This window comes from Amycolatopsis sp. NPDC004625, assembly GCF_040609695.1.
Classification (GTDB): domain Bacteria; phylum Actinomycetota; class Actinomycetes; order Mycobacteriales; family Pseudonocardiaceae; genus Amycolatopsis.
Window position 1 is genome coordinate 60247 of record NZ_JBEXKX010000010.1, and the last position, 23117, is coordinate 83363.

A 23117-nucleotide genomic window follows, 5' to 3' on the forward strand; every position below is an offset into this window, starting at 1 on the left:
TCAGCTCCCGCGGGTCACGCGGCGCCGGCATCGGACACGTCACCGATCAGTTTGGTGATCACCGCGTCGACAGTTGCCTTGTCCAGGATCCCCGAAGCGACAGCAGTACTCAGGTCACGGACAGCCGCGCCCAAGCCTTGGAGCAGTTCGACACGGGCTGGCAGGCCACCCTCGCCATCCTGCATCCAGCGTTCTACGTCGGTGCTCTTGTAGCCCACCTCAGTCAGCGACTGGTCGACCGGAACACCGAGTTCCTGCTTCTGCTTGGCGTGGCCCAGCTTCGTGGTCTCGTCGGTCGACTCGATCGGGGCCCACGCGATGGACACAGGCGCATCGGCTTGTCCGAGCAGCTTCAGCACGAACCGGTAGAACGCACGCCACGTCCCGTCGAACGAGGTCTTACGGCTGTCCGACTTCGTGTCCAGCGGTTCGTTCGCGGTCTTCAGCGACTCTCCGGAAGGGAGCTGCCCCGACCGGTCGAAGAGATGCAGCGGCGTCTTGCTTGCCACTGCACCTTCGCGCAGGTACGCCTGTCGCGGATCGAGGAACACCCCGGGCGGAGCCGGTTCGAGCTGAAGGAACTGCTTCACGTTCTTGAGGAACCAGACGGAGCCCGGTTCCGAAGACAGCTTCGACGTAGCGTCTCCGCCGTGGACGGTGTCCGTGCGCTGCCCATCGGGCGACACAGCGAACTCGTCCTCATCCAGGTTGGAGGCGTCAGCAGCGGCGTTGCCGGTGCCGTCCTCGAGGGCCACTCGCTGCGGGATGCCGTGGAAGTCGAGCCCCGCCATGTGCACCGAGGTCAGCTTGATCAGCTTGTCCTGGCAGCCGTAGAACGACGCGTGCTCCGGGGTGCCGTACTCCCCCGGCAAACCCGTTCCGTGGAAGTGGAACACCGGGAAGCCGTAGGGGTTCTCCTCCGTGGAGTCCATACCCTCTTCGGAGTAGGGCTGGAAGTCCGACGGCTTTGACGCCCGCGTTCCCTTGCTGATGAAGTGGTCGATCCGATCCGGGTAGATCAGGTCCACGCGGACCCGCTTGCCCTCATCGGTCGTCACGGCCCACCGCTGGATCGCCAGACGCGGCACACCGGGCTGGTCCTCGTCATACAGGACCCGCATGTTCCGAGCGTCATGCCAGCTGATCCGCACGCTGCCCGGTACGGGGTTGCCCTTGTCGTCCAGTTCGGGCCACGCCCACAGGTAGGAGTCACCCAACTGGAGAGCGCGGCGCATCACCTGCGGTCGGACGAGGGCCATGTTGTTGACCTCATCCACCGCGGCGAGCAACGCCGTGCGTTCGTCGGTGTCGCTGCTGATCGCGGTGATCTTCAGCTTGTCCGCGACGGCGTCGATCACGACCCAACCCAAGAGGGTTTGGAAGCTGATGCCCTTGTCGCGCAGCAGCCGGCGAATCCGCCGCGATGCGAACACCTCAGTCACCGGACCGTCCGAGTACGCCACTGCCTTGCCGTAGCCAGGCTCCGCCGCGCAGATCGCTTCGAGGGCATCCCCCAGGTCGTTGGCCATCACGCCCCCTCGGGACAGTCGAAACGGTGGAAGGGGCGGCTATGCGGCGCCCTCACGTGCTGATGTGCGCGGCGGCGGGGTGTCGCCCTTGAGGAACACGGTCACGCCCTGGCAGGCGGCATCGACGAGGTCGTCATGGGCACCCCGCGGGAACGCCACCATCTGCCCTTCAAGGGCCGGTAGGCGCTTCTCGTGGAAGACCTTGCCCCGCTGGTACTTGGACAGGACCCGACCGGCGCGGACTTCCTTCGGGTCGCTGGAGTGGGTTGTCCGCACGGGGACAGGCAGGCCGGTGAGCACGGTGTTTCGCCACAGGTCGCCGCCCTGGTTGGTCTCCACGACGACGCCGGAGATCTCCGGGTAGGCGTTGAGGATCTGCAACACCCGTAGCCGCATCGGCTCACCCGGCGGAAGCTTCACCTGCCAGGCGTCCCGGATGAGGCACACGTCCTCGATCCGGGAGTACGCCACGACCGCCAGGCCGGTGAAGTCGGACCGCTCTTTGTCCGTCACCGCAGGGTCGATCGACAGGATCTGGTGGGTGATCTGGATGGGCGGTAAGCCGGCCTTGTCGTCGGGCCGGTACCGGAACACATCAAGCGTCCAGTAGGGCGAGTCAGCCGCGAGTGAGTGGTTGCGGTACTGGAACTGGAACGACCGGGTGTGGCGGTACTGCTGGATCCAGGACCACGGGTACCGCTCAGGCCAGATAGACCGCTCTGTGCCGTCCTCGTTGGTCTGGATGATGTCGTAGTACCGGGGAACGAACTGTTCGTCGTCGACCCACGACGGGTACTCGTCGCCGCGTTGCTTCGCCGCGATGTCGTCGATGATCGCGCCTGGCATGGCGACGGTACCGGCCATCGTCACCGAGGCGTTCGGGTTCATCGGGAGGATGCCCGACGTGACCGTCTTCAGCCTGGACTCTTTCTGCCGCGGCGAGTAGGAACCCTCAGCGCCCTCGATGTCGTCGAGGATGATGTGATCTGGTCGCTTGTTCCCGACCTTCAAGCCCAACACGGCACTGTCGATGCCGCGGGCGGCGAAGATGAACCCTGACCGGGCGATATACATAGACTGTGTGTCCCGGACAGCGCCGCCCTTAGGGCGACGGGCCGGCGTGCACAGATCGGGATAGTCGAGCCGCAGGAACGGGTTGTTCTCCAGCTCTCGCTTGAACGTCGATAGGTGTTCCTCGGCTTGGGTTGCCGAGTCGGCAAAGGCCGCTTGGAACTGTCGCCACCCGTGAGCAGCCAGCCACATCGGGATGATCAGGAACCAGTCGGTGGACTTCGCCAAGCCGCGGGGGGCAATGATCGCGTCTCGCATCGACATGGCCGGTACCGAAGCGATGGGCCGCATGTAGCGGCGGGCCAGCTCAAACCACTCGACGTGGGCTTCACTGAATGAGATCAACCCCCCGGTCTCTTCAGACCGAAGATGGTGATCCAAGTAGAGGAGGGCGAACAGCATCGGCCGCGTACGGGTCAACGCCCGGCGCCCCCGCGGGGTATCCAGCACCCCACGGGGGAACTGATCCAGGTAAGCCTTTACGTCGGCGGGAGTAAGTCCGGAATGTGCGCCCACGTCTCCCCCCGCACTGCGTACGAGACGGTCGGCCTGGACACGTCGTAGTCGCGGGCGATCGCCCGGTGGGACTCGCCACTGCGGGCGCGTTGGCGAATGGCGGGGATATCCTCCGCGGCCAGCTTCGCCGTGTGGATCCGTTCTCCGCGGGCGCGCTCCTCAGGCGTCGGCGGGCGGAGGTGCCCACCGTCGAACTTGCCGGCCGCGATGAACTCGTGCATCCGGTCTGACTGAGTGCCCAGCACCCAGTGTGTGACCTCAACGCAGTCGCGGTTCTCGCACCGGTTGAGGAGGATCTTCCCGTCCGGGATCGGCCCGTTGACGGCGAGCCATGCGGCACGGTGGGCCAGGACCGGTTCGCCGTCCACGTGGGTGACGCCGTAGCCCTGGCTGTGGTGTCCGCCTTCCCAGCGCTTGCACGGAGTCTCTACGGCCATTACTGCTTCCTGCCATTCCTGCCGAGCGTGAACCAGCGCGTAACGCCGTGCTCTACGCCATCGATCAACTCCCAAAGCCCTGACGCCTGGGAGGACTTACATGTCGATCACCGTGCACACCGCTACGCGGAGCTACGCCTACGGCACGGCCAAGACGTACCGCGTCAACGGAGACGGCACCCTCGATGTCCTCACCGCCGAGGTGCCGCACGACCCGCGGGCGAAGAACCCGCTTGCCACGTTCGGGCCAGGACAGTGGGTGTGTGCCGAAAGCGGGGCATCGACGATCACGTCCGCTAGCGGTGGCGGCAGCTAGGCCGCCTGCTGTTCGTGGCGGGCGTCACCTAGCCACGCCTGCTCCCACCGCCACGCATTGCCCTCAAGGGTGCGCGTGGCGGCCCATTCCTTCGCTGCCTTACCGACCTGCCGCCGGTAGCTGTCGTCCGTCGTGAAGGCCGTCAAGGCGTCTTCCCACTGGGCCGGCGTCGAGCACGCCACGTTGGGGCCACCGTGCGCCGACGCGTAGGGACCCGTGTCACTCGTGACGGTCGGGATCCCCAGGGCCGCCATCTCCACCAGGGCAAGATCACTCTTGCTCTGGTTGAAGACGCTGGTCCGAAGAGGCACAACGGAAAGGTCGAAGTCGACCGCCCGGAGGAAGTCCGCGACGTTGGTGTGCCAGCCCGTGTGCCGCAGCGTCGTGTGCCGTGACGCGACCCGAGGTGTGTGGTCCATGCCCATCGAGTGGAACTCGACGCGGCCCCGCTGGTCCGGGTGCTGGAGGAACCGGCGCAGCGGCTTAGCGATCTCCCCGAAGTCCCGGGCGTGAGAGGTGCCGCCACGCCAGCCGATGGTCACCACGTCCGGATTGCGGGGGCGCTTGTGCTCGAGCAGCCACGCCGGCACCTGGTTGGGTACGACGTGGACGTTGCCGCTCCACCGCGCCACCCGCTCAGCAAGCGAGTCAGTCGTGACCGTCACCGCGTCGGCGGCCTCGCAGCATCGCTCAAGGTTGCGAAGCATCTCGGGCGTGTAGAAGTCGGCTGCCTGCCGGTTGGACGGGTCCAGGTTCCACAGGTCGTCATCCAGCTCGACGACGGTCCGGACGGTGCCCGCAGCAGCATGCTTCAGGAACGTCCGGGTGGGAGCCGGCAGCACGATGCGTTGGACCACCAGGGCATCGAAGTCGGCGACACTGGCCGGCACTCCGGGCAGGACGGTCACGTCGTGACCGCGCTGCCTCAACGCTTGCCCCGGCGCCTTGATCCGGAACTCGCCACAACCCGCATCGTCTGCCTTCACCGCACACAGCCGCACAGGTCCCCGCTCTCTGCGCAGCCATGGCGGCTGTAGCACTTGCCGGGCCTCGAACGACTGCACCGGGGTAGGGCCCGATGATCAGGAACGAGGCGACGAACTTGGACAAGAGCGGCGTAGAGCGGCGTGCATGGACCGCGTACGAGGTCGCCGAGAGCATCGGGCAGCCGTACCGGGCAGTGATGCGGCTGATCGCGACCGGGAAGTTGCGGGCCGTGAAGCTCGGCAAGGCGTACTCGATCCCCGATGAAGCCCTGACCGAACTGCTCAACGGCCGCGACAACGGCAACGGCAACGGCGCGACATGATCCTCAGTCGGCCCCGCCTTGGACCGCGTCCACATCGGCCTGCGCGGCTGCCTCTGCCCGCTCGATCAGGTCCAGGACAGGCGGGGAGATCTGCTCCACAGTGGACGTGATCTCTGCCTTCTCGGGAGCGTCCAACCCGAGCAGTCGAGCGATGCGCTCTTCGATCCGGAGCAGCCGGTCAACCGACGCCAGAACAGGTGCGTCATCAGGGAGCGGGACTTTCACCCCGTCTTCACTCTCAAGCATGACCACACGGCCATTCGAGACCGTCAAGTGCGTCGCCTCGCGGATCTCAAGAACCCGTTCACGCAACTCGTTCAGACGGTCCAGCTGCATTTGCCGGTAGGCCGTAGCAAGCGGCGCCACCCGTTCGTCTGCCTCAGCTGCGATCAGCCGGCGCGCAGTCTCGTGGGAGATCGGATCACCTTCGGCGGTCATCGTTGCGGCGATCTTCCGCAAGCTCAGCCCGCGCAGTGCGAGTTCGTACGCCCGGACCTGCCGCTCAGCAGTCTCAGCGGGGTTCTGTCGGGACTCGTTGCGGGCAGCCACTGTCACACCCCCGTGTGTCAACTCGTGCGGGCAGAGATGCCCTGATGGGGCGTCCTCGTCATGGGGACTGGGACCGGGAGCGGGGCGGCGCAGGCAGGAGAGCGCACGCCCCGCTCAACCGGAGCTGAACCGGAAGCTCGGCGGCGAGTTTGATTGGCGTTTCCGCGGGTTCCGGGAGACATGCGAAAGGCCCCGTCGCCTTGGTGGGCGTGGGGCCTTTTGGGAAGTAGATACAGCTGTACTACCGCTGCTTCGCATTTTACGGGATGCGCCCGGGTTTCCGCAAGCCCTGATGTGGGCGCGATACTCCGACCTTAAAACAGAGTAGGCGGGCTTAGGCTTGCTGTCAAGCTCCCAGGATGTGCCCGCACGCATCTCCAGTTAAACACATAGTAGCGTCGCGGACCCCGGGAATCAAGACCTTCGTCTGGTATTATCGACGGCGTCAAGTTGGAAGATCATCTGGTCAATGGTCGCAGGGATCAGTGCCCCTCCAGGTCTCGCACACCTGGAGGGGGTTCTTTATTTGCGAGTAGCTAGTCGATCATGCAGAGATGAACGAACTAACTAGTGAGCAAATCCAAGGGTTGACGGTCCGAGCACACGCGGTCGGCGAGGCATTGCTAGCCCTGCTACTCGACGTGCAAGCATGTGCCTTGCGAGAGGTTGTCCGCCCAGACCAGTCGCCCGAGGTGACGCCAGCCGCCGCACCCGTACCCGAGCCGGCAGCGCCCAAGTGGTTGAAGGTCGGGCAGGCAGCCGCACTGGCGTCCTGCCATCCAGATACTCTTCGCCGGGCTTGTCGCTTGTACGAGACGAGCCGCGGACGACGCGGTCTGAAGAACAGTCAACGGAAGCCCCACGGCACCCGGCTAATACACATCGATGACCTCAGTGAGTGGATGTCGGGTGGTGCGCCGACACCTGGCCGGCGTCGACCTCGTTAGGTCCCGAGTTCGAAGCACTTGCATCGGAGTTGGTTCGGTTTCACTTCGGCCACGTGACTCCCCTGGGGACTCCCGGTGTTGTCGCAGGGGACAAGGGCTTCCGACCTGCGTCGATTCGAAGATTCGGCCGTTCCTCGCGAGAGTCTCGCGAGGAACTCGTTAGGGTCTCGCGAGGCCTACGGAAGGGTTCCGTAAAGGATACCGGGACCCCTAACCGAACCCCTTCCACTCCGTGAGCCCCTCACTGAGTGCTCCGTGAGCCATAGCGGATGCCACACCGGATGCCGTCAGCAATGCCATTCGGTGTGGCACAACTTCTCGAACGAGTGCGGATCGCCGATCGAAAAAAAGTTGATCGGCGATCCGCAGCACGTAGGTGGCAGGCAAGGTCACGCAGCAGATCGTTGAGCAGCCGCCCACCGACGAGCATGGTCCCGGACCTCGTCCAGCAGCCCAGCCAGAAACACCTCGTCGTCCAGTCGCTCGAGGTTGTCGTCGAGGATCTCCTTGATCTGATGCCCCGCCGGGTGCTGCGAGCGGTATCCCGGCCCTCCGTCGTGACCCCATGCCTCCATGTCCGTGGCAGGCAAGTAGCCACCCTCTTCTAGGACAACAGCGCTCCAGACGCTGACGAGCGTCTTCGCCATCTGCGAGGCGGTCTTGCCCTTCAGGGCTTCCGAAGAGATGAGCTTCTTGCCGTGGCACGAGCTTGCTCGGGCCGCCACGCGAATGCCCCCACTGGAAGTGCAAGATTCTTCTGGTTGAGTTCTTCTTGTTCGTGAACCCTGTGGGGTTCGAGTGGTCGAACCCTGTGGGGTTCGAGCCTGCATTGAGATGCCCATCCGTTCGGCTTCCTTCGCGGCGCGTTCGGCCTCAAGTCGCCGCTTCCGGTCAGCGTCGAACTCCTCGAGCGTGACGAACCCTGTATAGCCGGGCGGGGGTGTCTCATGGACGATGACGTGGTCGGTCTGGCCAGGGCGCTCGATCACGTCGATCGCGCCCAACTCCTTGAGTTCCTTCTTGTAGCGAGTGACCTTCTGACGGCTAGAGAAGCCCATGATCTCTGCACATGAACTCAAGGAGCACCACACCAGCTGATCGCCGCGTCGTTTGTTGACGCGCGCGTGCAAGATTGTGAAGAGCATCTGGGCTTGAGGGGTGGCACCCGAAAGCATGATCCACTGGGGAAGTTTGGCAAAAAGCTCAGGCGCCTGGCGGCCGATACTGGCAGTTCCGTCCTCGTTGCTCACGCGGCGACTCCCATGTGAATGGGACGCCGCACATGTCCATCGCTAGACGGGGACAGAGCCAGTTTCTCTATGCTAGAGTTAGTTAGCACGAACACTCCTGCCGAGTTGTGCGCGGGGCGCGTAGCCTGAGCCACTACGCGCCCCACACTTTTTGACTTACCTAGTATATCTGCAAATGATCACGCAGCGGCGTCTTCCTGCTGATTGTTGACGTACCATTCCTGGCCCGAGTCGGTGACCATCCACACGATCCATGGCGATCCGCGGTGAATGCGCGTTGTCCCGGTGTCGGCGAGGTAGCCAGCTTCAACCAGTTCACCACGGCGCGGACGCGTCGAGTTGGGCAGCAGTCGCAAGTCACGGCTGATCTCGTAGTCGGAAACGCCCGTCGGGTGTTCCGCTGCGTAGATCAGGATTCGGGCTCGCTGGCTACCAACTCGTGGCGCTACGGCGACAGCTGCCCGCGCCGAAGTCGCTCGGGGATTCTTCGATACGCGACCCTCGCCAGACGCGGTGACCGTCTGGTTGCGCGCCTCCCGCATCCGGTGCTGGTGTTCCTCGAGTGCGTCGACCGATGCCAGGATCGTCGCCTGCGCCGACCACAGAGCGGTCCGGCCGGCACGAACGTCGGCGAACGCATCGGTGATGTCCCGCCGTACGCGGGCGAACGTGGCGCCGCGCAGCGGGATCACGTTGTCCTCGGTCACGGGGTCACCTCCCGTTCGGGGGCGACGGTGGCGACGGCCAACTTGACCGCCCGGGCGAACCGACGTTCGCCCGAGGCGCGACCAGCGAGGAATGCGGCCGTGAGCGACAGCCACACTCCGATCGCGATCATGATTGCGATAATCAACTTGAGTTCTCCTGCCAAGATGTGTTTCGGGTACGACAAGAGCCCGACCCCCCGCCACGGGTGGTTGTCATGGGCGGGACATCGGGCACCTGCGTTTGGAGCCTTAGTGCTGCGTACGGCAGAGCGGCAGAGGGGGGGGGACCTGCAACGCCCTCTATCAGGGTTCGTCGGACTCGGTCACTGGACGGGGCCTTCCGCAAGCCAGGCGTACAGCCGATCATCGAAATCGAAATCGGCAACCGCTTTTGCGCGCATGTACATGGTGACCTCTGCGTCGCCTCCGCCGCCAGCCTGATCCAGGACGGAGATCGCCCATGCGCGAAGCTCACAGTAGGGAGTCGAGTCCGACGCGTACCGCCTCAGCAGTAGCGCAATCTGGATCTCGCGTTCCACCCGCTCGTGTGCGTTCACGTCAGGCCGCCTCAGCGAGACCGTCGAGGGCGGCGTCGGCTGCGTTAGCCTCAGCGATCAGCGCCTTCGCCTTGCTGCGCGCCACAGACGACCGGAACGCCAGCCCTTGGAAGTAGAGTTTCCGGGCGTGTTCAGCACGGCGGGCGCGTTCGTCGGCCGGCAGCGTGCCGTCCGGATCCACCTCCCGCTCGAACCGAGAGTTGAACGCCTCACGCGCTGGACCGGTGTTGGTGCCACCGCGACTGTGCAACGCGTGCGCTCCGAGCCGAGCCCGCATGATGCGCTGGTTTGCGTCGAGCGCCATGTCTATCCCTTTCCTGCCGTGCCTGCCTAATCATTGGAGCACACCGCAAACCGGAAGAATAGGGGGCGATCGCGCCCACAACAACGACATTCACGCTGCTCAGACCCAGGGAACCTATACAGATAGATAGGGATTTGCACCTGCAACTAGATTTCCGGAAGCCGCCAGCGAAGCATATCCGTTACCATTTCTAGCGCAAGTGAACGCAAGAAAGAGGGGCAGCAACCTCGCGATCACTGCCCCTCTTCGCCCATCTCGTCTCGTCTACGTCAACGACGCCTTGCGCGCCAACTCCACAGCCGCCTGAAGCGCAGTGATCAACTCCTCGGCTTCCTGCTGGGCGAGGTTCAGCGTCGCCTCGTCGCACTTGATGACTAGCACGCGGGCCTGCGCTTCGCCCTCGTCCCTGGTGACCTGGACGAACGCGACAGGCGGGATGAACGGCGCGTTGATCAAGTCCTCCATCGGCAGCTTCTCGTGCCGAAGCGTGATCGTGCCGACGTAGTCGGAGTCGTGCCCCCGGTCGTCGACATGGTCAGCGTCCTTGTGAGGCGCTCGGCACCAGTGCCGGCACTCGTCGGACTGCCAGAACGCGCGAGAGTCGGTAACCTCTTCACGCAACCTGTCGGCACAGTTGTCCGTCATGTTCATTGGGTCCACTCCTTACCAGTGGATCAAGGCCCTCGGTCGGTGTTCGCAGCACCGCCGGGGGCCGACTTTTGCCGCTGGACGGTCTGTGACCAGCAGCTTTCAAGATCTAGATCTCAGGCGATAAATGCGGGTCGACGCTCCTGCCGCGACCCGCATAAACCCTGGTCAAGCACACCGCTCAGGCTGGGATACCGTGCCGGTATGGCGCATGACTTCCAGGTAGTGGTGGATTCGGCCGACCCGCACGTGCTCGCCGACTGGTGGGCCGAGACGCTCGGCTGGTCCGTGGAGCCGACGGACGAGGACTTCATCCGCGAGATGATCGCGAAGGGGTACGCGAAGGAGGAGGAGACCCGGACTTACCGCGGGGCCCTGGTGTGGAAGACGGGAGCGGGGATCCGCCACCCGGACTCGCCACCGGAGGGGCCACCGCGGCGGATCCTCTTCCAGGAGGTCCCGGAGGCGAAGACGGTCAAGAACCGCGTCCACCTGGACGTGTGGGTGGGCGCGGAGAACGTCGAGCCGACGATGGAGAAGCTGAAGTCCCGCGGGGCGACGTACCTGTGGCGGGGACGGCAGGGACCGCACAGCTGGGTGACGATGGCGGATCCGGAGGGCAACGAGTTCTGCATCTCCTGACCGGTGACCGGGTTCTTTCCTGCCGTCGGAGGGCAGGAAAGAACCCGGTCACCACGTCAAACCTGCGCCGCCAGGCGGTCCAACGCCTTCGGCAGGGCCGCCGCCAGCAGGTCGAGCTCCGGCTCCGCCGCCACCAGCGGCGGGGACACCGCCACTCCCCGGCCCAGGTTCCGCACGATCACGCCTTCGTCCCGGCAGGCTCGCTGCAGCTTCACCGGTGCTCCCGGGTCTTTCTCCATGACCTCCGCGGTCAGCTCGACGGCCGCCAGGAAGCCGAGCCCGGCCCGGACCTCCGTCACCAGCTCGTGCCCGCTCACCCCCGACACCGCGTCGGCCAGGGGTTTCTCCAGCTCGCGGCCGCGAGGGATCAGGCCGTCGCGCTCGTAGATGTCCAGCGTCGCCAAGCCCGCCGCGCAGGCCACCGGGTGGCCCGCGTACGTGGCGCCGTGGCGGAAGATCGGCGCTCCCGGCGCTCCGGTGAAGAACGGCTCGGCCACCCGCGGCGCCACGACCAGCGCACCCAGCGGGATCGTCCCGCCCGTGATGCCCTTCGCCGTCGTGATCATGTCCGGGCGCACCGCCCAGCGGTCGATGCCGAACCAGGTGCCCAGCCGGCCCCACGCCGCGATCACGCAGTCCGCCACGAAGAGCACATCGTGGCGGCGGCAGATCGCCGCCACCTCCTCGAGGTACCCCTCCGGCGGCAGCAGCACGCCGCCCGCGCCGATCACCGGTTCGCAGAAGAACGCCGCGACGCGTCCGGCGCCGACGCGCTCGATCTCCGCCTCCAGCGCCGCCGCGTCGTCGTACGGGACGTGCGAAAAGTCCGGCGGCTGCGGGCCGACGTTCGCCGCGTTGGCCGGGATGCCGCCGACGGCCGTGCCGAACCCGTGCGTGCCGTGGTAGCCCTGCGCGCGGCCGATCACGTGCACCTTCTCCGGCCGGCCGGTGTGCGCGAAGTACGCGCGCGCGAGCTTGACCGCCGTGTCGATCACGTCGCCGCCGCCCGAGCCGAAGAACACCTTCGAGCCCGGTTCCGGCGCCAGCGCGGCGACGCGGTCCGCCAGCTCGATCGCCGGCTGGTTCGCGTTGTAGCCGAACAGGTTGTACGAGTCGAGCGTCCGCAGCTGCTTGGCGACGGCTTCGGTGATCTCCGGGCGCCCGTGGCCGAAGTTCGCGTACCAGAGCGACGCGGTCGCGTCGAAGTACCGGCGGCCCGCGTCGTCCCAGACGTACGAGCCCTCGCCGCGGGTGATGACCATCCGGTCGCCGTCGACCGCACCCATGTCGGCGAACGGGTGCCACAGGGCGTGTTGTGCTGACATCGGTCCTCCTCAGTCCTGCCCCCATCCCTACCAGGGCGGGACGCCGGGCGCGAACACTCCATCGTGCACAGTTCCCCGCGCCGGACTGGCCGGTCAGTCCAGGAACCCGGCGATCTCCTCCGGCGGGTACCCCAGCTCCGCGAGGACCTCCGCGGTGTGCTGGCCCAGCGTCGGGGGCGCCGACGTCGGCCGCGCCGGGGTGTCCGACGCCTTCACCGGGAAGCCCGTGCCCAGGTACGTCCCGACGGTCGGGTGCGGCAGCCGCACCACCTGGTCGCGAGCCGCCGCCCACGGGTCCGCGTAGACGTCGTCGATCTCGTTGACCGGGGCCGCCGGGATGCCCGCCGCGTCGAACGCCGTCATCCACTCCGCCGCCGTGCGGGTCAGCAGCACCGGCGCTAGCACACCGTTGAGCTCGTCGCGGTGTGCGGCGCGAAGCGCGTTCGACGCGAACCGCGGGTCGTCGGCGATGACCAGGCCGAGCACCCCGCAGAACGCGTGCCACAGCTTTTCGCTGCCGACCGCGATGACCAGCCAGCCGTCGGCGACGTGGTAGCCCTGGTACGGGACGATGCTCGGGTGCGCCGAGCCCATCCGGCGCGGCCGCGGTGTGTCGTGGAAGTGCGCGCCCGCGGCGTAGACGTGCCAGGCCAGCTGACTGTCCAGAAGGGACACGTCGAGGTACTGGCCGCGACCGGTGGTGTGCCGGGCCTGCAGCGCCATCAGCACCCCGATGATCGCCCACGTCCCGGCGTTGAGGTCCGCCACCGGCAGCCCGACCTTCGCCGGCGCGCCGTCCGGTTCGCCGGTCAGCGACATCACGCCGCCGAGGGCCTGGGCGACCAGGTCGTACCCCGCGCGGTCGCGGTACGGGCCGGTCTGCCCGAAGCCGGTGATCGACACGTGGATCAACCGCGGGTTCAGCTCCGACAGCTCGGCGTACCCGATGCCCCACTTCTCGAGCGTCCCGGGGCGGAAGTTCTCGACGAGCACGTCGGCGCCGGCGACCAGCCGCCGCAGCGCGTCCCGGCCGCGGTCGCTCTTGAGGTCGAGCACGATCCCGCGCTTGTTCCGGTTGGCGGCCAGGTAGTAGACGGCCTCGTCGCCGACGAACGGCGGTCCCCAGCCGCGGGTGTCGTCGCCGTGCCCCGGCGGCTCCACCTTCACCACGTCCGCGCCCATCTCGCCCAGGTACTGCGTGCAGTACGGGCCGGCGAGGATGCGGGAGAGGTCGACGACCTTGATGCCGTCCAGCGGCCGGAATCCGTCGGGGGCAGGGGGCATCGTCGGCTCCTCGTCGGGCGTGGTCACGGTGGCGTTCCCCGGGCGCTGAGCTCGAGCAGCCGGGCTTCGGCGTCGCGCAGGTAGCGGTCCAACGCGGCTTCCGCGGCGTCGAACCGGCCGCGGCGCAGGTCGCGCAGGATCTGCTCGTGGCAGCCGAGGAACGGTTCGTAGAACTCCCGCGTGTTCTCGTTGAGCACGAAGAACAACCGCGTTTCGGCGAGCACCTGGCGCATCGTCGCGGAGAGGCGCTCGCTGCCGGCCAGGTCCGCGAGAGCCTGGTGGAAGTGGATGCTGGCGGTGCCGACCGCCGGCCAGTCCTCGGCATCCGCCGCGACGCGACCGTCCCGGAGCGCGCTCTCTATCACTGATAGATCGACACTCTGCAACTCCGCAGCGCGCCGCAACGCACCGCATTCGGTGGCGCGGCGCACGACGTAGAGGTCCGCGATGTCTTCGGTGGTCAGTTCCCGCACGAACACGCCGCGGTTGAGCTCGTGCACCGCCAGCCGTTCGTGGGCGAGCAGCTGGAACGACTCGCGCAGCGTGTTGCGCGAGACACCGAGGGCAGCGCTGATCACCGGCTCGGACAGCCGTTCGCCGGGTGCGAAGACGCCGTCGGTGATGTGCTGGCGCAGGATCGCCGCGACCCGCTCGGCGGTGCCACTGCGCTCGAGCAGGTGCCGCGCGCTCTCCAGCCCCGAGGCATCGACGGTCACGGCACTACCTGACGCCGAGTTCGAAATCGAGGCTGTAGCGGTTGCCCGGCATCGCGCCCGCGGCCTTCGCGCCGTCGATCGGCAACACGACGCCGTTGACGAACCGCGACTCGTCGCTCGCCAGGAACACCACCGCCTTCGCGACCTCCCACGCCTCGCCGACGCGCGCGGCGGGCGTGCTCGCGACCAGCTGGTGCTGCTTGGTCTCGAACTCTTCCGGTGAGTTGAGCGTGCTGCGCAGCATGTCGGTGTCGATCGCGCCCGGGTTGACCGTGTTCGCCCGGATGCCCTGGTGCGCGTGCGCGACGGCGATGGACTTAGTCAGCCCGACCAGCGCGTGCTTGGTGGCGTTGTACACCGGGTCGCCGGGCCGGCCCATCACGCCGCCGTTCGACGACGTCGTGATGATGCTGCCCGCCTTCTGCCCGATCATGTGCGGCAGGACCGCGCGGGTGCCGAGGAAGGCGGCCCGCACGTTCAGCGCGAAGATGGTGTCGAAATCCGCCAAGGTCGTGTCCACAAGGGACTTCCCGAGGTGGACGCCGACGTTGTTGAACAGCACGTCGATGCGCCCGGCTTCGGCGACGACCCCGTCGACGAACACCGCCACGGCGTCCTCGTCCGTGGCGTCCACTGTGGAATGCCGGTAACCCTCGACCGCTTCCGCGGGTTCGCGGATGTCGGAAGTGAAGACCGTCGCACCTTCGGCGACGAACTCCTTCACCGTGGCGAGGCCGATTCCCCGCGCGCCGCCGAAGACGACCGCCACCTTGCCGGCCAACCGACCCATGTCACTTCCCCGCTCTCAGTCGTGCTGTCTGCTCTTCGTCCACTGTGTAGTCCTCGGGCAGGCGGACGAGCGCGTCCGGCTGCCCGAGGTACACCACCTCGACGCCGTACACCTCGCGCGCCGCTTCCCTGGAGACGTAACCCTCGACGACGTCGGCGAGTACCGCCGCCACCGGCCGCTCGAACGGCGGCCCGTAACCGCCACCACCGGGCAGCGTGACGTCCACAACGGACTCCGCAGCCAGCGGCACCCGGCTCTTCGCGGGCAGGTCCGCCCCGCCGTGCAGGCCGAAGCGGCCGACCGCGCCGGGCTGCCCGCCGTCCACTCCGGACGCCGCAGCACGCACGCGATCGACGTTACCGTTGACGCTCCAGGGGAATCCGCCGCGGACGGCCATCGTCGTCACCTGGCCGAGGCCGCCACGCCACCGTCCGGGGCCGCCGGAGTCGGCACGCAGTTCCCGGGAGTGCTGGACCAGCGGCGTCGTCGTTTCGATCACCTCGGTCGGCGTCGACCGCAGGCCGCTCGGAAATCCCGTCGTGCTGAGGCCGTCCTTGTCCCGGCGCGCCCCCGTCCCACCGGTTTGGAAGACGTTCAGCATGAACCCGGGTCCGCGCCAGATGGTCATCCACAGCGCGTCGGCGCTCGGCGCGATCGCCGTGCCCGGCAACGCGCCGATCAGCAGCGACGGCAGGAAGTGCCCGATCAGGTGCCGCGACGCGACCGGCGCCGGCGGCCGGCAGTTCAGCACCGAGCCCTCGGGCGCGGTGACGTGCACGGGCCGGAACGACCCGGCGTTGTGCGGCACCTCCGGCGAGATCGCCGCCTTGACCGCGAAGGACGCGTACGCCCGCGTGTAGTTCAGCACGACGTTGATCCCGCGACCGCTCTGCGGCGACGAGCCCGCGAAGTCGAGGCGGATCTCGTCACCGTCCACAGTGGCCGCAACGCGCAACACGATCTCTTCGTCGTCGAAGCCGTCGGTGGCGATTTCGTTGGTGTACGTGCCATCGGGAAGCGCCCGCAGCGCGTCCCGCAGCGCCTGCTCCGAGCGGTCCATGATCTCGGCGGCGACGTCGTCCAGGGTTTCGAGACCGAGCTCGTCCAGCAGCCGCAGCAGGCTCGCGGCGCCGACTTCGTTGCCGGTGACCTGGGCGTACAGGTCGCCGATGGTCTCTTCGGGCGTCCGGACGTTCGCCCGGATCAGCCGTTCCAGGTCGGCGTTGACCTCACCGGTGCGCAGGAACTTGAGGATCGGCAGCCGCAGGCCTTCTTCGAAGACTTCGTGCGCTTCGGCGGAGACGAGCCGCCCGCCGATGTCGGGCGCGTGGCAGCACGACGCGAACCACGCGACCAGCCGGCCGCGCCGGAACACCGGCGTCGCCACCGTGATGTCGTTGATCTGCCCGGCGGTCTGCCACGGGTCGTTGGTGAGCAGCACGTCGCCGGGTTCGAGCGTCTCCGGCGGGTAGGCCGTGACGAAGTGGTGCATGCCGGTGGCCATCGCGTTGATGTGCCCCGGCGTGCCGCCGACGGACTGGCCGATCATCTCGCCCCGGGAGTCGAACACCGCGCAGGCCAGGTCGAGCGATTCCCGCACGACCGCGGAGAAGGCCGTGTTGACCAGCGCGTTCTGCTGCTCGGCGAGGATCGAGTGCAGCCGGTTGCCGAACAGCCCGGCGAGGATGGGGTCGACGCTCACACCGTCACCTCCAGCGCCCCGTCCGGCCGGGCGACGCAGTGCGCGCCGGGCGGGACGACCACGGTGGACTCGCGTTCCTCCACGATGGCCGGCCCGTCGACCCGGGTCCCCGGCGCGAGCCGGTACCGATCGAACACAGCCGTGTCGACAAATCCACCAGTCGATGGGAAGTACGCCGGGCGGCTGCCCTTCTGCGCGTTGCCATCGGAAGGCTGCGCGGCCAGCCGCAGCGTGACGTCGGGCGCGGGTCCGCTCGACACGACCCGCCAGTTCAGCACCTCGACGCCGACGGCCGGCCCGGTGCGCCGGTAGAGCGCGCGGTAGGTGCGGGTGAAATCCTCTATCAGCGATAGAGGCCAGCTACCGCCGCGGACCGGGACACGGATCTCGTAGCCCTGCCCGGTGTAGCGCATCTCGGCCACCCTCCGGTGCGTCACCGCTTCCACCCCGGACTTGGCCAGCAGCGCCGCGCCTTCGTCCTCCATCTCGGCGAACAGCGCGTCGACCTGCGCCCACTCCAGATCGTGGACGGCCGCGCGCGCGGAGCGGACGAAGTCGAACGCGAGCGGCGCGGTGAGGAAACCCGCGGCGCTGAGCACTCCCGCAACCGGCGGCGCGACAACGGACGGCGCCCCGAGCGCCCGCGCGACGCCGGCGCCGTGCACCGGTCCCGCGCCGCCGAAGGTGTACATCGGCAGCTTCGCCGGATCGTGCCCGCGCTCGACAGCGTGCACCCGGGCGGCGTTGGCCATGTCCTCGTTGACGCTGGTGTGGATGCCCCAGGCGGCCTCTTCGACACTCACCCCGAGCGGGCCGGCGATCTTTCTCTCTAGCACTGATCGAGAAGCCTCGACGTCCAGGCGCATGCTGCCGCCGAGGAAGTAGTGCGGATCGAGGTAACCGAGCACGAGGTCGGCGTCGGTGACCGTGGGCTCGGTTCCGCCGCGGCCGTAGCAGGCCGGCCCGGGCTCGGACCCCGCCGAGTCGGGCCCGACGGTCAACAGCCCCAGCGCGTCGATGCGGGCGATGGAGCCGCCCCCGACGCCGATCTCGATCATGTCGGTGACCGGCACCTGCACCGGCAGTCCCGAGCCGGGCAGCAGCCGGTACTTGCGGTCCACCTCGAACTGGTGCGTGACCAGGGGCGTGCCGCCCGCGATCAGGCACAGCTTCGCCGTCGTGCCGCCCATGTCGAAGGCCAGCAGGTCCGGCGGGCCCAGCACCGCGGCCGCCAGTGCACCACCCGCCGGGCCGGACTCCAGGATGCGGATCGGGTGCCGCGCAGCGGTCTCGACGGTGGCCACGCCGCCGTTCGACAGCATGATGTGCGGCGCCCGCGTGATGCCGAGCTCTCTCAATCGGTGTTCGAGATCGCGCAGATAGCGCTCGGTGAGGTCCTGTACGTAAACGTTCGCTAACGTCGTCGACGCGCGTTCGTACTCCCGGATCTCCGGGACGACGTCGGACGACAACGCAACGCGCAAACCCGGCGCGACCGCACCGAGAATCTCCGCGACGCGCCGCTCGTGCGCCGGATTGGTGAAGGAGTGCAGGAAGCAGACGGCGACCGCTTCGATCCCGCGGTCCGCCAGTTCGCGGCCGAGCTTCCGCACGTACTGCTCGTCGAGCGCGGTGTGCACGGACCCGTCGGCGAGGATCCGCTCCGGGACGTCGAACCGCAGGTGCCGCGGCACCAGCGGCGCGGGCAGCTCCAGGTGCAGGTCGTACAGCTCGTACCGGTGCTCGCGGCGCATCTCCAGGACGTCGCGGAAGCCGGCGGTGGCGAGCAGCGCAGTCCGCGAGCCCTTGCGCTCGATCAGCGCGTTCGTCACGAGCGTCGTGCCGTGGACCACCTGCGTCACGTCGGAAGCGGCGATCCCGGCGCTCGAGAGCAGCGCGGCCAATCCCTCTATCACTGCTAGAGCGGGCGCATCGTGCGTGGTCAGAACCTTGCCGACGGCGACGATCCCGGTCTCGTCCACCGCGCAGAGGTCGGTGAACGTGCCGCCGATGTCGACGCCGATCCTCATGTCCGGTACCACCGCGGCGAGGTGTTCAGCGGCGGCTTGAGCTTGGCCTTCACGACCAGCACGTTGGGCTCGTCCGACTCGACGAACTCGCCGAGCAGCCGCCGGAACGCCCGCCCGAACCCGGAGACGCGGTCCGCGTGCACCCCGAAGGACCGGGCCAGGCCGACGAAGTCCGGGCTGTCCCAGTCGACGCCGCGGTGCGGCAGGCCCTCGCGGTCCTGGTCGTAGCGCAGCATCCCGTAGCCGCCGTCGTCGACCAGGATGACCGTGACCGGCAGCTGTTCCTGGGCGAGCGTTGCCAGGTCACCGCAGCCGTAGAGGAAGCCGCCGTCCCCGGTGATGCAGATCGCGCGCCCGGTGCCGGCCGCGGCCGCGCCGAGCGACGCCGGGAAGCCGTAGCCCAGGGTCCCCCAGCCCATCGGGTAGGCGAGCTTGCGCGGCGCCCGCACCCGGTGGAAGCCGCCGACCCAGTACCCGGCGACGCACATGTCGGACACCAGCACCGCGTCCGTCGGCAGTACCTCGTCCAAGGTGGACAGGAAGTCGTAGGCCTGCGGTTCCTCGTCCCGGATCCGCTGGCGCACCCGGCGGCCGATGCCGGCCAGCCGGAGCGTGATGTCGTCGAGGCCGGGACGTTGCTTCGGCAGCAATCTATCGACGATAGAGCGCGCGTCCCCGACGAGCGTGAGGTCGGGAACGTAGTTCTTGGCGGCGTCGTCGGCGTCGACGTTGATCGCGATGAGGCTCCGCGGTTTCGGCATCCGCCAGTTCTGCGTCATCAGGCCGTCGAAGTCGGTGCCGATGGCGAGCACGACGTCGGCTTCGTCCCAGAGTTCCCCGACCTCCGGCGTGTGCACCGGGTTCGGCGCCAGGCACGGGTGGTCGAGCGGGAGCAGTCCGCGCGCGGCGAACGTGGTGATCACCGGCGCGGCGAGCTTCTCCGCGAGCGCGCCGATGGCGTCGCCGGCGCCCGAGCGCAGAGCGCCGCCGCCGGCCCAGATCAGCGGGTGCCGCGCGTCGGACAGCATCGTCTCGGCGCGCGCCAGGTCCGGGACGTCGACGTCGGGCTTGCGGTGCGGCGCGGGCGGACGGCGGTGCGGCACGCTCTCGCGCAGGTAGTCGGTCGGCACGCCGAGGTAGACCGGGCCGCTCTGCGGCAGCTGCGCGAGCCGGGCGGCGCGGTGGACCGTCGTGCCGATCTGGTCGGGGGCCCGCACGGTGAAGCCACCCTTGGTCACCGGCGCGAACATCGCCTGCTGGTCCGAGGTCTCGTGCAGCACGCCGCGGACGACGCCGGGCCGCCGCAGCGTCGAGGGGATGTCGGTGGCGATCACCAGTACCGGGGCCGCGGACGCCATCGCCTCGCCGACCGCGCCGAGGGTGTTCGCCGCGCCCGGGCCGGTGGTGACCAGCGCGACGCCGAGCTTGCCGGTGGCGCGGGCGTACCCGTCGGCGGCGTACCCGGCGGTCTGTTCGTGGCGGACGCCGACCAGCTTGATGCGGGTTTCACCGAGCGCCTCCCACAGTGGCAGGTTGTGCACCCCCGGAAGGCCGAAGACGATCTCCGTTCCGAGCGCTTCCAGCGCGTCCACCAGCTCCCGAGCACCACTCACAGCCACGGCTCGGATACTGCCAGATCGTTCAACGATCTGGCAATCGGCCCTAGACGATGTGGTGCTCCACCGATGCGGTACCGGCGCCGTCGAACCGCCGGACGTCCAGCTCGGTGATGTCCACCGCCGGTTCGCGCTCCAGGTAGAGGTCCCGGATCAGCTCGCCGACGGCCGGGGCCATCTGGAAGCCGTGTCCCGAGAAACCGGTCGCGTAGAAGAACCGCGACAGCAGGACGCTTCGCCCGAGGATCTGGTTGCGATCCGGCGTCGTTTCGTACAGTCCGGCCCAGGCGGTGCGGACCCCGGCGTCGAGCACGGCGGGGATCCGGCGGCCGGCCAGCTCGGCCAGGCGCGGCAGCCACTCGCCCGGTTCGTACGCGGTTCCGAAGCCAGGGAAGCCGTCGTCCTCGCTGAACGACATCGCCAGGCCCGGCCCCTCGCGGTGGAAGTAGAACGCCGACGGCAGCTCGATGGTCAGCGGAACCGATTCCGGCAGCCCGGGCACTGGCCCGGTGAACACGACCTGCCGCCGATAGGGACGCACCGGGAGGGTGAGCCCGGCGAGCTCGCCGATCCGCCCCGACCACGCGCCCGCCGCGCACACCACTGCGCCGGTCCGCACGGTCCCCGCTGTCGTGACGACACCGGTCAGCGTGTCGCCGTCACGCTCGATCCCGATGACCTCGACGCCGGTGCGCAGCAGCGCGCCGTGCGCACGCGCCGCCCGCGCGTAGCCCTGGACGACAGCGTCCGGCGTCGCCTTCGCATCGTCCGGCGACCACAGCGCGGCGACGATCCCGGCCGGCTCTATCAGTGATAGAACGCTCCTCGCTTCCGCGGGATCGAGCAGGTGGCTGCGGACGCCGTACTCGCGCTGCAGCTCCGCGCAATGTCCGATTGCGGGGATGTCCGCCGGGTCGGTGAGCAGGTACAGGTAGCCGTCGCGCCGGAAGTCGATCTCGACGCCGAAGTCGCGCGAGAAAGCGCTGTACGCGGCGAGCCCGCGCAGTCCCAACTCGACGTTGACGCGCGTGGTGAACGACGACCGGACGCCGCCCGCGGCCTTCGCCGTCGAGCCGCCGCCCAGCCCGCCGCGTTCGAGCAACAGCACGTCGACGCCGGCTTCGGCGAGCCGGAACGCGCAGCTGACGCCGATGACGCCGCCACCGATCACGACGCATTCGGCCATCGGTGGCAACGACGTTTCCCCGGTGCCGCGGGCGGTCATACTCGCCAGAGTAGAACGTGATCCACCCGCGGCCGCCGAGCGCGTAGAGTCGGCGTGCCGAGCGCGGAAGGTGATGTCCCATGGCGATGATGCCCGTGACCGACTCGATGTTCCTCCTCGTCGAAACGCGCGAGCATCCGATGCACGTGGGCGGCCTGCAGCTGTTCAAGAAGCCCGACGGCGCCGGCGACGAGTACCTCCGCGACATCCGCAAAGCCCTGCTGGAGTCGGACAACATGCGCTCGGTGTTCCGGCGCCGCCCGGCCCGGCCGGTCAACACGATGGGCCACGTCGCCTGGCGGCTCGACGCCGACCTCGAACTCGACTACCACTTCCGGCACTCGGCGCTGCCGCAGCCGGGCCGCATCCGCGAACTGCTGGAACTCACCGGCCGCTGGCACAGCACGCTGCTCGACCGGCACCGCCCGCTCTGGGAAACCCACCTCATCGAAGGGCTGGCCGACGGCCGGTTCGCCGTCTACACCAAGGTCCACCACGCGCTGATGGACGGCGTCTCGGCGCTGCGCCAGCTGCAGGGCACGCTCTCGGACGACCCCGCGGACCTGGACTGCCCGCCCTGGTGGGGCAGCCGGCGCAAGCCCGGCGCGGACCGCGAGAAGCGGCCCCGGTCGTTCCTGCAGACCGCGAGCAAGACGGCCAACCAGCTCGCGAGCCTGGCGCCCGCGGCGATGAAAGTCGCGCGCGAAGCGTTCGGTGAACACACGTTAACCCTGCCCGGGCAAGCGCCGCGCACGATGCTCAACGTGCCGATCGGCGGCGCGCGGCGGTTCGCGGCGCAGTCGTGGTCGCTGGAGCGGGTCCGGAAGGTGGCGACGGCCGCCGGGGTGTCGCGCAACGACGTCGTGCTCGCGATGTGCTCGGGCGCGCTGCGGGACTACCTCATCGAGCAGCGCGCGCTGCCGGACGCGCCGCTGATCGCGATGGTGCCGGTGTCGCTGCGCCGCCAGAACGACCCCGGCGAAGCGGCCGGCAACAACATCGGCGCGCTGCTCTGCAACCTGGCCACCGACCTGCCGGACGCGGGCAAGCGGCTCGTCACGATCCACCAGTCGATGCGCAACGGCAAGCGGCTGTTCTCGGAGCTGACGCCGCTGCAGACGCTGTTGTTATCGGCGGTTAACGTGGCGCAGCTCGGCGTTTCGCCGATCCCGGGCGTCGTCAAGAACACGCGGCCGCCGTTCAACCTGGTGATCTCGAACGTCCCCGGCCCGCGCAAGCAGATGTACTGGAACGGCGCCCAGCTCGACGGCATCTACCCGGCGTCGGTACTGCTCGACGGTCAGGCCGTGAACATCACGCTGACGAGCAACGGCGACAACCTCGACTTCGGCGTCACCGGCTGCCGCCGCAGCGTCCCGCACCTGCAGCGGATCCTGACACACCTCGACACAGCCTTGGTGGAACTCGAGGCTGCGGTAAAGTAGCCCGCTCACCGACACCCGGCTCCCCCATCGGAAGGAATCTTTCCGAACTCGCTGGTCAGTCCGCTCCGCGCGCTCCTAGGGTGGCGACGATCGCCCGGAGAGAGGAGCAGGACATGACCGAGGAGTGGACGACCCCCGAGTTCGTCGAATACGAAACTCCCATGGAGGTCACCGCCTACGCGGCCCGCATGGCGGACTGAAG

General features: G+C 68.2%; 24 protein-coding genes. 5 read left to right on the plus strand and 19 right to left on the minus strand.

Annotated features, from left to right (window positions below; genetic code table 11):
* Nucleotides 1-14: 14 nt before the first annotated feature.
* From ABZW17_RS13695 to ABZW17_RS13705, 3 genes are all read right to left on the minus strand, one after another.
* Nucleotides 15-1529: a hypothetical protein gene (locus ABZW17_RS13695; protein ID WP_354813049.1), complete on the minus strand. Its 1515-nt coding sequence runs from the start codon at nucleotides 1527-1529 to the stop codon at nucleotides 15-17.
* 39 nt (nucleotides 1530-1568) lie between these two features.
* Nucleotides 1569-3002, minus strand: coding sequence for a hypothetical protein (locus ABZW17_RS13700; RefSeq protein WP_354813051.1), 1434 nt, complete (start codon nucleotides 3000-3002; stop codon nucleotides 1569-1571).
* A gap of 77 nt (nucleotides 3003-3079) precedes the next feature.
* Complete coding sequence (locus tag ABZW17_RS13705) at nucleotides 3080-3553, minus strand: HNH endonuclease (RefSeq protein ID WP_354813053.1); 474 nt, start codon at nucleotides 3551-3553, stop codon at nucleotides 3080-3082.
* Nucleotides 3554-3653: 100 nt separating this feature from the next.
* Between ABZW17_RS13705 and ABZW17_RS13710 the strand changes: the two genes are divergently transcribed.
* A complete protein-coding gene (locus ABZW17_RS13710) occupies nucleotides 3654-3869 on the plus strand; it encodes a hypothetical protein (RefSeq protein WP_354813055.1) in 216 nt (71 codons plus the stop codon).
* On the opposite strand, the gene ABZW17_RS13715 is transcribed toward ABZW17_RS13710, so the two are convergent.
* On the minus strand, nucleotides 3866-4777 hold the full coding sequence (locus ABZW17_RS13715; RefSeq protein WP_354813057.1) for a hypothetical protein: 912 nt from the start codon (nucleotides 4775-4777) through the stop codon (nucleotides 3866-3868). The genes ABZW17_RS13710 and ABZW17_RS13715 overlap by 4 nt on opposite strands.
* Before the next feature lie 170 nt (nucleotides 4778-4947).
* Here ABZW17_RS13715 and ABZW17_RS13720 point away from each other — a divergent pair, with 170 nt between their 5' ends.
* On the plus strand, nucleotides 4948-5178 hold the full coding sequence (locus ABZW17_RS13720; RefSeq protein WP_354813059.1) for a hypothetical protein: 231 nt from the start codon (nucleotides 4948-4950) through the stop codon (nucleotides 5176-5178).
* 3 nt (nucleotides 5179-5181) lie between these two features.
* Here the strand turns inward: ABZW17_RS13720 and ABZW17_RS13725 are convergent, their stop codons facing one another.
* The 7 genes from ABZW17_RS13725 to ABZW17_RS13755 form a co-directional block, all read right to left on the minus strand.
* A complete protein-coding gene (locus ABZW17_RS13725) occupies nucleotides 5182-5727 on the minus strand; it encodes a hypothetical protein (protein WP_354813060.1) in 546 nt (181 codons plus the stop codon).
* Between the two features lie 1336 nt (nucleotides 5728-7063).
* Nucleotides 7064-7924, minus strand: coding sequence for a hypothetical protein (locus ABZW17_RS13730; RefSeq protein WP_354813062.1), 861 nt, complete (start codon nucleotides 7922-7924; stop codon nucleotides 7064-7066).
* A 179-nt stretch (nucleotides 7925-8103) separates the two neighbouring features.
* Nucleotides 8104-8631: a hypothetical protein gene (locus ABZW17_RS13735; RefSeq protein WP_354813064.1), complete on the minus strand. Its 528-nt coding sequence runs from the start codon at nucleotides 8629-8631 to the stop codon at nucleotides 8104-8106.
* On the minus strand, nucleotides 8628-8762 hold the full coding sequence (locus ABZW17_RS13740; RefSeq protein WP_354813066.1) for a hypothetical protein: 135 nt from the start codon (nucleotides 8760-8762) through the stop codon (nucleotides 8628-8630). The genes ABZW17_RS13735 and ABZW17_RS13740 overlap by 4 nt, the downstream gene beginning before the upstream one ends.
* Before the next feature lie 192 nt (nucleotides 8763-8954).
* Nucleotides 8955-9188, minus strand: a complete 234-nt coding sequence (locus tag ABZW17_RS13745) for a hypothetical protein (protein WP_354813068.1) — start codon at nucleotides 9186-9188, stop codon at nucleotides 8955-8957.
* A 1-nt stretch (nucleotide 9189) separates the two neighbouring features.
* Nucleotides 9190-9492 carry a hypothetical protein gene (locus ABZW17_RS13750; protein ID WP_354813070.1) on the minus strand — a complete coding sequence of 101 codons (303 nt, stop codon included), beginning with the start codon at nucleotides 9490-9492 and terminating at the stop codon, nucleotides 9190-9192.
* A gap of 264 nt (nucleotides 9493-9756) precedes the next feature.
* Nucleotides 9757-10143 (minus strand): hypothetical protein, encoded by a 387-nt coding sequence (locus tag ABZW17_RS13755; protein ID WP_354813072.1) that lies wholly within the window; start codon nucleotides 10141-10143, stop codon nucleotides 9757-9759.
* Between the two features lie 222 nt (nucleotides 10144-10365).
* On the opposite strand from ABZW17_RS13755, the gene ABZW17_RS13760 reads away from it, so the two are divergent.
* The gene (locus tag ABZW17_RS13760) at nucleotides 10366-10782 is read left to right on the plus strand and encodes a VOC family protein (protein ID WP_354813356.1); all 417 of its coding nucleotides are present in this window, start codon (nucleotides 10366-10368) and stop codon (nucleotides 10780-10782) included.
* A gap of 56 nt (nucleotides 10783-10838) precedes the next feature.
* Here ABZW17_RS13760 and ABZW17_RS13765 read toward each other — a convergent pair whose 3' ends face one another.
* The 8 genes from ABZW17_RS13765 to ABZW17_RS13800 form a co-directional block, all read right to left on the minus strand.
* Nucleotides 10839-12107, minus strand: coding sequence for an aspartate aminotransferase family protein (locus tag ABZW17_RS13765; protein ID WP_354813074.1), 1269 nt, complete (start codon nucleotides 12105-12107; stop codon nucleotides 10839-10841).
* A gap of 93 nt (nucleotides 12108-12200) precedes the next feature.
* Nucleotides 12201-13391, minus strand: a complete 1191-nt coding sequence (locus ABZW17_RS13770) for a CoA transferase (RefSeq protein ID WP_354813076.1) — start codon at nucleotides 13389-13391, stop codon at nucleotides 12201-12203.
* A 23-nt stretch (nucleotides 13392-13414) separates the two neighbouring features.
* Nucleotides 13415-14107: a GntR family transcriptional regulator gene (locus ABZW17_RS13775; RefSeq protein ID WP_354813078.1), complete on the minus strand. Its 693-nt coding sequence runs from the start codon at nucleotides 14105-14107 to the stop codon at nucleotides 13415-13417.
* A gap of 4 nt (nucleotides 14108-14111) precedes the next feature.
* Nucleotides 14112-14897, minus strand: coding sequence for an SDR family oxidoreductase (locus ABZW17_RS13780; protein ID WP_354813080.1), 786 nt, complete (start codon nucleotides 14895-14897; stop codon nucleotides 14112-14114).
* A gap of 1 nt (nucleotide 14898) precedes the next feature.
* Nucleotides 14899-16599, minus strand: coding sequence for a hydantoinase B/oxoprolinase family protein (locus ABZW17_RS13785; RefSeq protein WP_354813082.1), 1701 nt, complete (start codon nucleotides 16597-16599; stop codon nucleotides 14899-14901).
* Nucleotides 16596-18629 carry a hydantoinase/oxoprolinase family protein gene (locus ABZW17_RS13790; protein ID WP_354813084.1) on the minus strand — a complete coding sequence of 678 codons (2034 nt, stop codon included), beginning with the start codon at nucleotides 18627-18629 and terminating at the stop codon, nucleotides 16596-16598. Before ABZW17_RS13790 ends, ABZW17_RS13785 begins: the two co-directional genes overlap by 4 nt.
* Nucleotides 18626-20248 carry a thiamine pyrophosphate-binding protein gene (locus ABZW17_RS13795; RefSeq protein WP_354813086.1) on the minus strand — a complete coding sequence of 541 codons (1623 nt, stop codon included), beginning with the start codon at nucleotides 20246-20248 and terminating at the stop codon, nucleotides 18626-18628. Before ABZW17_RS13795 ends, ABZW17_RS13790 begins: the two co-directional genes overlap by 4 nt.
* 43 nt (nucleotides 20249-20291) lie before the next feature.
* Complete coding sequence (locus tag ABZW17_RS13800; protein ID WP_354813088.1) at nucleotides 20292-21470, minus strand: FAD-binding oxidoreductase; 1179 nt, start codon at nucleotides 21468-21470, stop codon at nucleotides 20292-20294.
* Between the two features lie 80 nt (nucleotides 21471-21550).
* Here ABZW17_RS13800 and ABZW17_RS13805 point away from each other — a divergent pair, with 80 nt between their 5' ends.
* Nucleotides 21551-22915, plus strand: a complete 1365-nt coding sequence (locus ABZW17_RS13805; protein WP_354813090.1) for a wax ester/triacylglycerol synthase family O-acyltransferase — start codon at nucleotides 21551-21553, stop codon at nucleotides 22913-22915.
* Nucleotides 22916-23028: 113 nt separating this feature from the next.
* Nucleotides 23029-23115 carry a pyrroloquinoline quinone precursor peptide PqqA gene (gene pqqA, locus ABZW17_RS13810; protein ID WP_033261286.1) on the plus strand — a complete coding sequence of 29 codons (87 nt, stop codon included), beginning with the start codon at nucleotides 23029-23031 and terminating at the stop codon, nucleotides 23113-23115.
* The last annotated feature ends 2 nt before the right edge of the window (nucleotides 23116-23117 follow it).

What these genes read in the sequence shown, in the direction of transcription:
- ABZW17_RS13695 (WP_354813049.1), bottom strand. Translation starts at nt 1,529, where the DNA reads ATGGCCAACGACCTGGGGGATGCCCTCGAAGCGATCTGCGCGGCGGAG.
- ABZW17_RS13700 (WP_354813051.1), bottom strand. Translation starts at nt 3,002, where the DNA reads ATGCTGTTCGCCCTCCTCTACTTGGATCACCATCTTCGGTCTGAAGAG.
- ABZW17_RS13705 (WP_354813053.1), bottom strand. Translation starts at nt 3,553, where the DNA reads ATGGCCGTAGAGACTCCGTGCAAGCGCTGGGAAGGCGGACACCACAGC.
- ABZW17_RS13710 (WP_354813055.1), top strand. Translation starts at nt 3,654, where the DNA reads ATGTCGATCACCGTGCACACCGCTACGCGGAGCTACGCCTACGGCACG.
- ABZW17_RS13720 (WP_354813059.1), top strand. Translation starts at nt 4,948, where the DNA reads ATGATCAGGAACGAGGCGACGAACTTGGACAAGAGCGGCGTAGAGCGG.
- ABZW17_RS13740 (WP_354813066.1), bottom strand. Translation starts at nt 8,762, where the DNA reads ATGATCGCGATCGGAGTGTGGCTGTCGCTCACGGCCGCATTCCTCGCT.
- ABZW17_RS13750 (WP_354813070.1), bottom strand. Translation starts at nt 9,492, where the DNA reads ATGGCGCTCGACGCAAACCAGCGCATCATGCGGGCTCGGCTCGGAGCG.
- ABZW17_RS13755 (WP_354813072.1), bottom strand. Translation starts at nt 10,143, where the DNA reads ATGAACATGACGGACAACTGTGCCGACAGGTTGCGTGAAGAGGTTACC.
- ABZW17_RS13765 (WP_354813074.1), bottom strand. Translation starts at nt 12,107, where the DNA reads ATGTCAGCACAACACGCCCTGTGGCACCCGTTCGCCGACATGGGTGCG.
- ABZW17_RS13770 (WP_354813076.1), bottom strand. Translation starts at nt 13,391, where the DNA reads ATGCCCCCTGCCCCCGACGGATTCCGGCCGCTGGACGGCATCAAGGTC.
- ABZW17_RS13780 (WP_354813080.1), bottom strand. Translation starts at nt 14,897, where the DNA reads ATGGGTCGGTTGGCCGGCAAGGTGGCGGTCGTCTTCGGCGGCGCGCGG.
- ABZW17_RS13790 (WP_354813084.1), bottom strand. Translation starts at nt 18,629, where the DNA reads ATGAGGATCGGCGTCGACATCGGCGGCACGTTCACCGACCTCTGCGCG.
- ABZW17_RS13800 (WP_354813088.1), bottom strand. Translation starts at nt 21,470, where the DNA reads ATGACCGCCCGCGGCACCGGGGAAACGTCGTTGCCACCGATGGCCGAA.
- ABZW17_RS13805 (WP_354813090.1), top strand. Translation starts at nt 21,551, where the DNA reads ATGGCGATGATGCCCGTGACCGACTCGATGTTCCTCCTCGTCGAAACG.
- pqqA (WP_033261286.1), top strand. Translation starts at nt 23,029, where the DNA reads ATGACCGAGGAGTGGACGACCCCCGAGTTCGTCGAATACGAAACTCCC.